The sequence below is a fragment of the Embleya sp. NPDC025285 genome, from assembly GCF_055558835.1.
The window spans coordinates 1-11,439 of sequence record NZ_JBVHLU010000074.1 but is presented as its reverse complement, the minus strand read 5'-3'; the positions used below and the strand labels follow the sequence as shown (position 1 = coordinate 11,439).

The 11,439-nt window shown below is 70.3% G+C and carries 13 protein-coding genes; 6 read left to right on the top strand and 7 right to left on the bottom strand.

The window, feature by feature from the left end; all coding sequences use genetic code 11:
- Positions 1-41: 41 nt before the first annotated feature.
- Positions 42-182 (bottom strand): hypothetical protein, encoded by a 141-nt coding sequence (locus tag ACZ4FV_RS36195; RefSeq protein WP_395864836.1) that lies wholly within the window; start codon positions 180-182, stop codon positions 42-44.
- A gap of 902 nt (positions 183-1,084) precedes the next feature.
- Positions 1,085-1,942, bottom strand: coding sequence for an NAD(P)H-binding protein (locus tag ACZ4FV_RS36190; RefSeq protein WP_465324667.1), 858 nt, complete (start codon positions 1,940-1,942; stop codon positions 1,085-1,087).
- A 101-nt stretch (positions 1,943-2,043) separates the two neighbouring features.
- On the opposite strand from ACZ4FV_RS36190, the gene ACZ4FV_RS36185 reads away from it, so the two are divergent.
- Positions 2,044-2,961, top strand: coding sequence for a LysR family transcriptional regulator (locus ACZ4FV_RS36185; RefSeq protein ID WP_465324663.1), 918 nt, complete (start codon positions 2,044-2,046; stop codon positions 2,959-2,961).
- Between the two features lie 121 nt (positions 2,962-3,082).
- Here the strand turns inward: ACZ4FV_RS36185 and ACZ4FV_RS36180 are convergent, their stop codons facing one another.
- Positions 3,083-3,361: a hypothetical protein gene (locus ACZ4FV_RS36180; protein ID WP_395864830.1), complete on the bottom strand. Its 279-nt coding sequence runs from the start codon at positions 3,359-3,361 to the stop codon at positions 3,083-3,085.
- A gap of 153 nt (positions 3,362-3,514) precedes the next feature.
- Between ACZ4FV_RS36180 and ACZ4FV_RS36175 the strand changes: the two genes are divergently transcribed.
- The 3 genes from ACZ4FV_RS36175 (at position 3,515) to ACZ4FV_RS36165 (ending at position 7,124) form a co-directional block, all read left to right on the top strand.
- On the top strand, positions 3,515-4,105 hold the full coding sequence (locus tag ACZ4FV_RS36175) for an HAD family hydrolase (RefSeq protein WP_395864828.1): 591 nt from the start codon (positions 3,515-3,517) through the stop codon (positions 4,103-4,105).
- A gap of 205 nt (positions 4,106-4,310) precedes the next feature.
- Entirely contained in the window at positions 4,311-5,573 is a 1,263-nt protein-coding gene (gene thrS / locus ACZ4FV_RS36170; RefSeq protein WP_395864826.1) for a threonine--tRNA ligase, read from the top strand.
- A 360-nt stretch (positions 5,574-5,933) separates the two neighbouring features.
- Entirely contained in the window at positions 5,934-7,124 is a 1,191-nt protein-coding gene (locus ACZ4FV_RS36165) for a serine hydrolase domain-containing protein (protein WP_395864824.1), read from the top strand.
- Positions 7,125-7,378: 254 nt separating this feature from the next.
- Here ACZ4FV_RS36165 and ACZ4FV_RS36160 read toward each other — a convergent pair whose 3' ends face one another.
- Entirely contained in the window at positions 7,379-7,723 is a 345-nt protein-coding gene (locus tag ACZ4FV_RS36160; protein ID WP_395864822.1) for a hypothetical protein, read from the bottom strand.
- 348 nt (positions 7,724-8,071) lie between these two features.
- Positions 8,072-8,641 (bottom strand): TetR/AcrR family transcriptional regulator, encoded by a 570-nt coding sequence (locus ACZ4FV_RS36155; protein ID WP_395864820.1) that lies wholly within the window; start codon positions 8,639-8,641, stop codon positions 8,072-8,074.
- 175 nt (positions 8,642-8,816) lie between these two features.
- Between ACZ4FV_RS36155 and ACZ4FV_RS36150 the strand changes: the two genes are divergently transcribed.
- The gene (locus ACZ4FV_RS36150; protein WP_402238109.1) at positions 8,817-9,446 is read left to right on the top strand and encodes a DUF2867 domain-containing protein; all 630 of its coding nucleotides are present in this window, start codon (positions 8,817-8,819) and stop codon (positions 9,444-9,446) included.
- A 61-nt stretch (positions 9,447-9,507) separates the two neighbouring features.
- On the opposite strand, the gene ACZ4FV_RS36145 is transcribed toward ACZ4FV_RS36150, so the two are convergent.
- Positions 9,508-9,900, bottom strand: a complete 393-nt coding sequence (locus ACZ4FV_RS36145; RefSeq protein ID WP_395864816.1) for a DUF1801 domain-containing protein — start codon at positions 9,898-9,900, stop codon at positions 9,508-9,510.
- A gap of 203 nt (positions 9,901-10,103) precedes the next feature.
- Here ACZ4FV_RS36145 and ACZ4FV_RS36140 point away from each other — a divergent pair, with 203 nt between their 5' ends.
- Complete coding sequence (locus ACZ4FV_RS36140; protein ID WP_402238112.1) at positions 10,104-10,298, top strand: hypothetical protein; 195 nt, start codon at positions 10,104-10,106, stop codon at positions 10,296-10,298.
- Between the two features lie 35 nt (positions 10,299-10,333).
- On the opposite strand, the gene ACZ4FV_RS36135 is transcribed toward ACZ4FV_RS36140, so the two are convergent.
- On the bottom strand, positions 10,334-11,125 hold the full coding sequence (locus ACZ4FV_RS36135; RefSeq protein ID WP_465324655.1) for a nucleotidyltransferase domain-containing protein: 792 nt from the start codon (positions 11,123-11,125) through the stop codon (positions 10,334-10,336).
- Positions 11,126-11,439 lie beyond the last annotated feature (314 nt).

The window sequence follows — 11,439 nt, the reverse complement described above, 5'->3', positions numbered from 1 at the left end:
GGAACAGCCCCGGTGCGCCGGGAACCGGCTCACGCGGAGCTTCACGACAGATGCTTCTCGGAGGTTGGCCGCCACGCGCTGCGGAAGTCGAACGGTTGTCCGCGGCGCACGCCGGGCGGCGACAGGTGGTCGGATTTCAGGCACACGAGATTCCCTGCCCGCTTAATCTCGATTTCGAGCACGGCAGGCAGGTCGCGGAGCTTCGGTCCCGGTCCGCCTGTTTAGTCGGTGACGACTGGCGGAAGGGGTACCGACTCCGCGGAGAAGCTTCGGAACGGCTATTACTCAGCTATTCACTTTGGTTTGACCGGAGAGTCGCGTCATCAAATCTTTTCGCGCGAGTTCGCGCGGGCTGATGACCGAGATAGACTCTATAGCAGGGCCGGCGGCTTGGCTAGTGCGTCGCGGCGACCCTCCCGAGAAGATCGATTACCCGCCGATGGACGGAAAACGCGAAGATCGTATTCCGGTTCCCCAATCTTTGACAACTGCCGGGATGCCATTGATCAGGCGCTTTACCTTGGATATCGGCCGACCGGCACGCGAGGCGAACCGCACATGGACGAGATCGTGGACGAGATCGATCTTCGCCGCCCGACCGGATCGGCCCATGAATTTTCGGGTCATGACCCCGCCGCATATCGTTGACAATCTCAAGGAAGCGGAACCTCCGATTTTGCGGCCGCGCGCTCCGACCATGCCCCCTCGAATTGCCGTCTCCGGCACCGCGTCGACGGGCCCGGCTGCGACCGGCGACCCACATCCGCCGACGCGGGTCGCGACCGGCGGGACGGCGATGTCCCGCACGGGTCGGGGTCGGGCAGGGCGCGCACGGGCATGCGTACGACCCGGGCCGGCGGCCGGGCCGGGCTTCGTGCCCGTCCCCGCCGCCGACCCGGGTCCGCGGTCGTCGAGGTTGCCTATTTTGTGCCCGGTGCCGGCGTCCTTGCGTGTCGGCACCGGGCGCGGTTGTCGTGGCGGTCGTGCGCCGGGTCCCGAGCGTCACCGAGTATCGGCGACCCGGCGAACGGGCCGGGGGTTCAGCCTCGCCGTGTGGTCGCCGACTCCGAGGTCGGCCGGCCGGTCACGAGGTTTCCCGGTTCCAGGCTCCGGTGGCGGCCGTGGCGCGTGCGTAGTCCGCGAAGTCGCGCGGTGCGCGGCCGAGGATCCTGCGGACGCCGTCCTCGACGCGTGCGTTGCGGCCGTCGAGCACGGTGGTGAAGAGGTAGATGAGGAAGTCGATGTCGCCGGCGGGCAGGCCGGCCTCCTCGAGTGCCTTGGCGTACTCGTCCGCGCCCACGGTCGCGAAGTCGACGCGGCGTCCGGTGGCGGCGGCGATCTCCGCGACGGCGTCGGCGAAGGTGAGCAGGCGCGGCCCGGTCACCTCGTACGTCTGCCCGTGGTGCCCGTCCTCGGTGAGCGCGGCGACGGCGACCTCGGCGATGTCGTCCGCGTCGACGAAGGGTTCACCCACGTCGCCGACGGGCAGCACGACCTGTCCTTCCAGGACCGGCCCGACCAGGTAACCCTCGCTGAAGTTCTGGCTGAACCAGCTCGCGCGCACCACGGTCCAGGCGATTCCCGAATCGGCCACGACGCGTTCACACACCTGGGCCTCCTCCTCGCCGCGCCCGGACAACAGCACCAGGTGCCGCACGCCCGCGCTCGCCGCCGCCTCGGTGAAGGCCCGGATCGCCGCGGGAGCCCCAGGTACCGCCAGGTCCGGGAAGAACGACACGTAGACCTTGTCCACGTCCCGCAACGCGGGTGCCCACGTCGCCGGGTCCTCCCAGTCGAACCCCGGGTCGGCCCCGCGCGAGCCCACCCGTACGTCGGCCTCGCGCGCGCGGAGCAGATCCACGATCCGGCGGCCGGTCTTGCCGGTCCCGCCCAGTACCAGGATCTTGTTCGAACTCACCGTCATGTCGTGTCCGTTCGGCATCGTGAATGTGTTCCTCAAAGATCGTTCAGCCGCCGGACGGGAACAACGCCGCCATGATCAACTATCGTTGAGCAGGATTCAACGATCGGGCGGGGGCCTGCGTGGAGACGTACGAGATCGAGGCATTCCTGGCGGTCGCCGAGGAACTGCACTTCGGTCGTTCTGCGGAGCGATTGGGCGTGTCCACGGGGCGGGTCAGTCAGATCATCCGCAAGCTCGAACGCCGGGTCGGGGCGTCCCTGTTCGACCGAACGAGTCGGTTGGTGGCGCTCACCACGATCGGCACCCTGTTCCACGACGACCTGCGCCCCGGCCACGAGCAGGTGCAAAGGGCATTGGAACGCGCGATCATGGCCGCTCGCGGCTTCGAGGGCCCGCTGCGGGTCGGCTTTCTCGGCGCCGCGGCCGGTGCGCTCGTTCTGGAGACGGCCCGTGCCTATCGCGCCGAGCACCCGACCGGCGACGTCATCGTCCACGAGCTCCAGATGGACAACTCCTTCACGGAACTGCGCGAGCATCGCACGGAGATGGTGCTCAACACCCGGCCCGTCACGGAGCCGGACATGGTCGCCGGGCCCGCGCTGTGGAGCGAGCCTCGATACCTGGCCGTCTCCTCGCGGCATCGACTGGCCGCCCGGCCGGAGGTCTGCCTGGAGGACCTGGCCCGCGTCACCCTGCTGCGCATGCCCGCCAACGCACCCGCCGCCATCGCCGACGACCGGGTCCCGGCCGCGACGCCACAGGGTCGGCCGATCGCACACGGGCCGCGGGTGGCCTCGTTCCAGGAGGCCCTGGCCCTGATCGCGGCCGACGAGGGCGCGTTCACCGTCGGCGGCCAGGTGATCCGCTTCTACACCCGCCCCGACGTGACCTACGTGCCCATCTCCGACGCCCCGCCCATCGAATGGGGTTTCGTGTGGCGCGCGTCGCACGAGACCGCCCGCATCCGAGCCTTCAACGCCAAGGCCGTCGCCGTGCGCACACCGTCGCGACGGGCCCGGGGAGCGGCCACGCCTTGACCCTCGGGGTTGACATCGAGGCGGTCGGGCGGACGGCCGGCGCCGGCGGTCGGCGCGGCGACGAACGCGGACGCGGATGCGGAGGCAGACGCTCGGTGCGTCGAGGCAGTGGGCGCGCCCGTCACCCGGGCCGGTCGCCCCGGCGACGGATGTCGAGCGTGGCACAGTGGAACGAACCGCCCAGGCTCTGCACGTGCCGGAAGGGACAACGGAGCGGCCGGCGGCCCAACTCTTCGACCAGTGCGCACATGTCGTCGTCCTCGGCCGGGAACATCGATCGTCGGGCGGTGCCGACCACACATTCCTCCAGCGGATCCCACTCGTTGTCCGAGCCCACCGGGATCGCGGGCCCAGGGGAGTGTCGAGGGGTTCGTTCACCGGTCGGCGGGTGATGGCGCATGTCCCGATCGTGCCCGAGACCCGTGTTCCGAGCATCCCGGGCGGGGCCACACGGATCAGCCGAAGTCGTCCACACACCGCCGGCGGGCCGGTGCCCGGGTGCGGGGCCGTACGGGGACACGAGTGCTCGGGCGCGGGGCTATACGGTGACGCGATGATCCTTTCCCTGCCGCCCGGCGATTTCCGCGCCTACCTGTTCGACTGCGACGGCACCATCGCCGACTCGATGCCGCTGCACTACCGGGCCTGGAAGCAGGCTCTGGACGAGTGGGGCTGCGTGTTCCCCGAGGATCTGTTCTACGCCTGGGGCGGGCGAACGGTGGCGGACATCATCACGTCGCTCAACGAGGACCAGGGGTTGGCCATGCCGGTGGAGGCCGTCGCGCATCGCCGGGAACTCCTCTTCCGCGAATACCTCCCGCAAGTGACCGTCGTACCGGGCGTCCTGGCGCACATCGAACACGCCGCCGGGCGTATACCGACGGCCGTTGTCTCCGGCAGCACCCGCGACTCCGTCACGGCGTCGCTGACCGCACTGGGTCTGCTCGACAGGTTCGACGTACTGGTGTGCGCCGGCGACTACACGAGGGCCAAGCCCGACCCCGAGGGGTATCTCCGGGCGGCCGAGCACCTCGGCGTGCCGCCGGAGCACTGTCTGGTCTTCGAGGACACGGAGATGGGCATCCGGGCGGCGACGGCGGCGGGCATGGCGTCCGTACGGATTCCGGATCCTCGTCCGAGGTGAGCGTCGCGCCGGCGCGGTGAGGGTCGCTCCGCGGGCAGGGGCTCCGGCGCGGCTCCGGCGAAATACGATCGCGACGGCACGGCGAGTTTGCTAGCGTCGATGGCATGAAGCGCGCCCACATGATGACGACGACGCCGGAGAGTGTCCCGGCGCGCTGACGGATTTCTTGGTCAAAGCCCCGGGGCGAGTGCCCCGGGGCTTCGTCTTGCGGTCACTCGCCCGATGTACGCGAGGAGACCCGATGCACGACCACCGCAGACTCGGCCGTGAGCTGGAACTGTTCGACACCGACCCGCTGATCGGGGCGGGACTGCCGTACTGGCTGCCCGACGGCGCCGCCGTACGGCACGCCCTGGAGGAGTACATCCGCGACGCCGAACGGCGGGCGGGCTACCGGCACGTGTACTCGCCGGTGCTGGGCAAGCGGGAACTGTACGAGATCTCGGGTCACTGGTCGCACTACAGCGACGACATGTTCCCGCCGATGGACGTGGGCGGCGAGCAGGTGGTGCTGCGGCCGAGCCTGTGTCCCCATCACGCGGTGATCTACCGCTCCCGGGGCCGCAGCTACCGTGAACTGCCGCTGCGTATGGCCGAGTTGGGCGGCATGTACCGATCCGAGCCGTCCGGCGTGCTCGGTGGGCTGACCCGGGTCCGGGCCATTCAGCTCAACGACGCGCACATCTTCTGCACCCTGGACCAGGTCGCCGAGGAGGCGCGGGCGGCCCTGGAGATGATCGCTCGCGCGTACCGGGCGCTCGGCATCGGTGCGGCGCGATATCGACTCTCGCTGCCGGGTGCGGGAGGCAAGTACGTGGCCGCGCCCGAGATGTGGCGGCGGTCCGTCGCGCTGCTGACCGACGTGCTCGACGGCTCGGGGGTCGCGTACGAGGCGGTCGAGGGCGAGGCCGCCTTCTACGGCCCCAAGATCGACGTCCAGGTGGTCGACCCGGCCGGGCGCGAGTCCACCCTTTCCACCGTCCAGATCGACTTCCACCAGCCCGAGCGGTTCGACCTGCACTACATGGGCGCGGACGGCGCCAAGCACCGACCGGTGATGATCCATCGCAGCATCATCGGCAGCGTGGAGCGGGCCGTCGCGCACCTCATCGAAGAACACGGCGGCGCCTTCCCCGCGTGGCTCGCGCCCGTGCAACTGGTGGTGCTCCCGATCGCGGCGACCGAGCTCCCGAACGCGCACGCGTTCGCGCGGCGTTGCCTGGAGTTGGGACTGCGGGTCGAGATCGCCGAGCCCGAACGCGGCACCCTGGGTGCGCGTATCCGCGAGTCCCGTCTCGTTCCCTACCAGGCCGTCATCGGCGCCAAGGAGGCCGCGAACGACCACATCGCCCTACGCCTGCGGGACGGCCGCCGCATCACCCCGCAACCCGCCGAGGATGTCCTCGCACGCGTGGGCGCCCTCGTGGACGCCCACGTGAGCGAACTGTGGGACGAGGCGGCGGTGTAACGCCCGCATCCGCCGTTTCCGTCGGGCCGCCCGCCCGTTCGGCCGACAGGGAGGCCGAACGGGTCGGCCCGGCTTCTCGAGCGGAGCCGCCGGCAGGGTGTACACGATCGAACCGGTCGTGCTCGGGGCCGCGCGAGAACCGGCTCCGGATTCCCGGTGTCGGGCGGGACGGTGGGGCGAACACGCCCACCGGTGGCGCAACACCGGGCACGCGTGGGACGTGGCCGGTATCTGTGGGGTCCACCGCTCCCCAACGAAACGGACCACCTCGTGCGAACCCGACTGTCGAGCCCGCTCCCGCCCGCCGAACGAGGTTCGCGTCGAACCCGGCCGCGCCGGCGCCGCCCCAGAGCCGCGGCCGTGCTGGCGGCGGCGCTGCTGAGCCTGACGGCCGCCGCGCCGGCGCCGGCCACCGCGATTCGATCCGACGCGCCCGCCGGGTCCGCGGAGCGGGTTCCGTCCTTCGCCGAGACGCTGACGCCCGAGCTGATCGCCCTGATGCAGCGAATGCGCGTGCCCGGCGCCATCGTCTCCATCCGCACCCCCGAGTCGGGTACGTGGACCACCACACTCGGCACCGGAGACCTGGCCGACGGGGCGCCGATCCGGTCCACGGACCACATGCGGGTCGGCAGTGTCACCAAGACCTTCACCGGGACGATCATCCTGCAACTCGTCGAGGCCGGGCGGCTGTCCCTCGACGACCCGGTCGCCGCCTACCGGCCCGACGTACCCGACGGGCAGCACATCACCATCCGTCAGCTCCTCCAGATGACCAGCGGGCTGTACAACTACAGCGAGGATCCCGCGTTCAACCGGGCGCTCGACGAACATCCACAGGCCCCGTGGACCCCCGACGAACTACTGGCGATCGCCTTCGCGCACCCGTCGTACTTCCCACCCGGAGGTGGGTTCCACTACTCCAACACCAATACCATCCTGCTCGGACTGATCGCCGAGGAACTCACCGGACAGCCACTGGCCGAGTTGTTCCGGCAACGCATCTTCCGGCCGCTGGGCATGTCCGAGAGCAGTCTGGCCACGGACTCCCGCTTTCCCCGCCCGCACGCGCACGGCTACGAGTTCATTTCCAACGTCGACAGCCTGACCGCGCCGGTACTCGAGGGCAAGGAAGCGGCCTGGGCCGACTGGTCGGCCGGCAATCCCAAGGACGTCACGAACTCCGATCCCTCGTGGGCCTGGGCGGCCGGCGCCGCCGTCTCCACCGTCGACGACCTGCTCCGCTGGGCCCCGGCACTGGCCACGGGCGCCTTGCTGAGCCCCGAGGTCCAGCGCGAGCGGTTGACCTTCGTCCCGGCCTCCGATCAGCCCGGCGCGCCGACCTACGGTCTCGCCATCGCCGACTTCGGTGGTTTCCTCGGCCACGACGGCCAGTTGCCGGGTTATAACAGTTTCGTGGGCTACAACCCGCAGTCGCGCGCGACCGTTGTCGTCCTCGTCAACCTCAACCAGTCTCCCGACGGCAAGGCGCCGGCCGACGAACTGACCAAGCTGATCTTCTCGAAGGTGTTCCCGGCGCCGTCCTCGTAGCCCTTGCGGGTGGGGACGCCTCCTCGGGTCCGGGGAGCAGAGGGAGCCGGGGGAGCCGGGGGAGCCGAGGGTCCGGCGGATCGACACGCCGGGTGGTTCGGTGCGGCGGATCGGGTGCGGGTGCGCATGCCCGCGTGCCCGATCCGTACGACCCCGCAGAGGTACTGCCGACACCGAGGAAGATCCCGCCTCCGGCGCGCCGACCGGCTCCGTCACTCGACGGGCAGGCCCGAACGCGCGCCGGCCGGCGTGCGCTACGCGGGAGACGCGTTCAGTTCGTGCTCTCGGGCAACGAGTTCGCCGCCCTCGTGGAGCAGCGCGGCGCGCATCTCCGGTGTCGCGGTCCGCCAGGTGGGGCGCAGGCCGAGGAGGAAGGCGTGCCGGTACGCGGATCCGATCGTCGCCGCACCCGCCTCGTCCAGCACCTCGGTCGCCACGAGGTCGAACGTCACCTCGACGACGTCGTCGGGCAGGGCGTTGATCCGCGCCACGAGGTCCTTGCGCAGCCGGTGGGCGACGGACGCGTCCACGACCCTCGGCACCACCACCCGTGCGCGGCCGTGCTCCACCAGACACTCACAGCCCCAGGTGTCGGTCACTGTCTCCCCCATCACGCGCCGAAGAACACGCCGCTCCGGGCGGGCGGTTCCGCTTGTTCGAGTCCACCGCACGTCGGGAGTCCCCGTACGGTCCGATACACAAACGAGACGAAAGCGGTGAAGCTCGCGGACTCGACGTCGTCCGGCCGACCGGAACCGGCACCTGCGGCAGGCGCCGCAGCGTACCCGGGTGCGGATCACGCCGCCACGGGCATCGGCGACGAATCGCCCGCAGGGCATGTGAAGTTGGACTCCCGGTGGGGTTCGGGCCCGCCGAACGCATCACCGGGCAGGAGCATGGGCGGTCGGCGTAGAGCGATCCGTACCGCACGGGCGTCGCGGAGTGCCCTATCGGGAGTCGGGGCGTGGGCGGTCGAGGATCAGGTCGGCCGCGTGGGCGATGACCTCGGCGCGGGTGCGGCCCTCGTGATCGGTGGCAAGGGAGCGGTGTGCGATCGCCACGCAGAAGGCCAGCAGACTGCGCGCCTCGACCTCGTCGGGATCGGAGCAGAAGGTGCCGATCATCTCGCGCAGCAGGGCCATACGCCGGTTGTCCACCCGGCGCAGGCGTTCGGCGACCGCCTCGTCGCGCCGGGCCCAGTCGCGGACGGCGAGGTCGAGGGGGAGCAGTCGGTCGTCGGAGAAGGTGAGCATGCCCGCACGCTGGATCATGGTTTTCGGGTCGCCGCCCTCGCGCTCGACCTGGTCGATCACCTCATCGGTACTCTCCCGTTCCCAGGCGTCCAGCATCGCCCGCAGCAGCGCGTCGCGGTCGGCGAAGTACCCGTAGAACCCGCCCTTGGTGACGCCGAGCCGCTTCGCCAGCGCCTCGACGCGCACGGCGTCCGGGCCGCCGTCGGCCAGCGCGCGCAGGCCCTCCTCGACCCACCTGTCGCGCGGTGTGCGAGCAGCGCCCACGGTGTGTCCCTTCGTGCCCGTCGTGCCGGTCGTGCCCCTCGTGCCCGTGCACCGGACGTATGCAACCGCCCGTCCGATTATGCGTAACCGCATATTCGATCTTGCCTGGCGTTATACGCAAGCGTATAACAGAGGTGGCAGCAATGGCCCGAGGCAGGAAAGGCGGCGGCGCGCCGTGAGACTTCCCCGCACAGCCCATACCGATCAGCCGTGGCGGATCCACGAGCTCGCCCGTGACTTCCGGGTGGAGGACGTATGGTCCTACCGTGCTCCCGGCTCCGGTCCGGACGACTTCCCCGTCATGCTCGCCGCGATGCGCGCCGGCGGCGGGCTCGGCAAGCAGGCGCTCCCGGCCCGGTTCCTGTTCGCGGTGCGTTGGAAGCTCGGCGCCCTGCTCGGTTGGGACAAGCCGAAGACGGGTCTGGGTACGCGGGTCCGGCCGCTGCGCGACCGCGTGCCGCGCGAGCTCGCGGAGACCGTGGACCTCTCCCTCCCCGCCGGCAGTCCGTTCACGCCCGTGTACGACCTCGACAACGAGTCCGCGCGCGAACTGGCCAACCGGACGGTGCACGGGATCATGCATCTGGGGTGGGTGCGAAGCGGGGACACCGGCGGCGGTGACGGTGATGGGAACGGAGACGTCGGCGACTACGAATTGCGGATGGCGGTTCTGGTCAAGGCCAACGGGCGGTACGGCAGGGTGTACATGTCCCTCATCGCACCGTTCCGCTACCTGATCGTCTACCCGGCGCTGACCCGTCAATGGGAACGGGCTTGGCGCGATCGCGAGCAGTTGCTCGCGTAAGGCGCCGGGCCTCCTCGACCTCGATGGTTCGGATCGCCGATCGCCGACGGGGCGAGCGATGTCAGCGCTTGAGCTTGCGCCAACCGCCCGCACGATTGTTGGCGATGATCTGCTCGAACATGGCGGTCAGGGCGGGTGCGTTGATCGTCTCGCCCCGGCGTACGGCCACGGTGCGGGCGGTCTTGTTGTCGTGGCCGCCGGTGATGATCCCCTCGGGGTCGGGGACGATGGCCCCGTCGTACAGGAACACGTTGACGTGGTCCTTCGCCGCCAGGAGCGCGCAGATGTTGCCCTGAAGGACGAAGTACGGTCGAACGGTGCGCTTGATGGTCTCGGCCACCTCCGGGTCGGCACCATGGACCAGGTCGCGGACCTCGCGACAGATGGCCTGCTGCCAATCGGGCAGGGCTTCGATGTAGTCGTCGACGCGCGGGTCGGTGACGTAGGAGGTCATGATCATTCACCGTAACCGAACGACGCCGAGAAATCGGCACCATCGTCGGCGCATGTCCACGATTCGGATCCGAGGGTGTGTCCACCAGGTCCGGGACTTCCGTGCTCCTGTGACCCCCGCATGCGCATCGTCTCGCCGAGCCGGAGGTGGTGTTGGTCGTGCCATGCGGATTCCCACCCGAACGCATCGAGGCGGAACGGGACTTGCTGACGCGCCTGCCGGGCTGGTCGGATCTGCCCGCGGTTCGCAACGACAACGTGTGGGTGCTGGACGGCCCGGCGTACTTCAACCGGCCCGGACCGCGCGTGGTCCGCGGTGTCGAGATCCTCGCGTACGTCCTGCACGGCGTACGGCCACCGGTTCCCGTGACGCCTCGGGAGGCGCGGCGTCCGGGATGACTACCCGTTGCCGGCAGGTTCCGGCTCCGGAACGATCAATGGGGACAGGGTGGGCCGGTTCGGATGCCGGTCAGGCGTACCCGTACCAGGAGGTCGTGCAGCGCGTCGTGGCCCTCGGGGCGTTCCGCGAGTGTGGACGCCTCGTGCGCGTCGTCGAGGGCGGCCCGCAGCCGATCGATGTCCGCCCGTGCCGCGTCGACGGCCACCGACTCGTCCAGCGCGCCGTGCTCGGCTTCGCGTTTCGCGGCCACCAGGTCGCCGAGATAGGCCGGAGCGATGTCCCGGCACAGGTCGGCCAAGGTGGGGAGATCGGCCACGACCTGTCCCGAGCGCATCAGGTGGATCCCGGTCAGCAGGACCCGGAATGTGTACAGCAGCGGCTTGAGCTCGCCGGTCCGCTCGAACAGCCGTAGCTGCGTGCGCGCGAACCCGGCGTAGTGGTGCGCGTGGTGCCGGGTCACCAGTCCGGGGGCGAGCGCCACCAACTCGGCGTGCGCCGGCGTGGTGTGTACGACGAGTGGAGAAAGCAACTGCTTCAGGACGTAGCCGTTGCGGCGCAGCAGGAGCCGTACGAACTTTCCGAGGTCGTGGGTGACGAGGTCGTTCTCCACGCCGTCGGCTTCCCACATGCGCCCGCGCGTGTGCTCGCCCTCGCGCAGGCCGACCAACGCGGTCAGCGGCAGCAGATGCGCGCCGCGCAGGTCGACGTCGGAATCCCGGGAGGGGAAGCCGTACAGGTGCGCGCCGGACACGGTGGCGAACACGAGCGGATCGGGTTGTTCGGCCACGATCGCCGACAGGCGCTCCGGTTCGATGTCCAATGCCACGACGGGCCCTTTCCTGACGATGCTGCGGGACCCGGAATCCTAGCCCGCCACCCGCCTGCCGCGTCCCACCCGCCTGCGGCGGTCCATATGTTGGGTTGATCGCACGCGTCCCTCGGCGCGAAGACGAAGCCCACCGAACCCGGAGCCCGGCAACCGCCTTTCTCCCCCGTCCCCACCGGGCCCGGACCTGATCCCGAACCGGCCCGAAACAGGGGGGGGGGGGGGGGGGGGGGAGGGGGGGGGGAGGAGGGGGGGGGGGGGGGGGGGGGGGGGGGGGGCGGGGGGGTCGGGGGGGGGGGGGGGGCGGGGTTGGG

Excerpts from the sequence above, each read along its gene's own strand:
- ACZ4FV_RS36145 (WP_395864816.1), bottom strand. The coding sequence starts at position 9,900 with ATGACCTCCTACGTCACCGACCCGCGCGTCGACGACTACATCGAAGCC.
- ACZ4FV_RS36175 (WP_395864828.1), top strand. The coding sequence starts at position 3,515 with ATGATCCTTTCCCTGCCGCCCGGCGATTTCCGCGCCTACCTGTTCGAC.
- ACZ4FV_RS36190 (WP_465324667.1), bottom strand. The coding sequence starts at position 1,942 with ATGCCGAACGGACACGACATGACGGTGAGTTCGAACAAGATCCTGGTA.
- ACZ4FV_RS36180 (WP_395864830.1), bottom strand. The coding sequence starts at position 3,361 with ATGCGCCATCACCCGCCGACCGGTGAACGAACCCCTCGACACTCCCCT.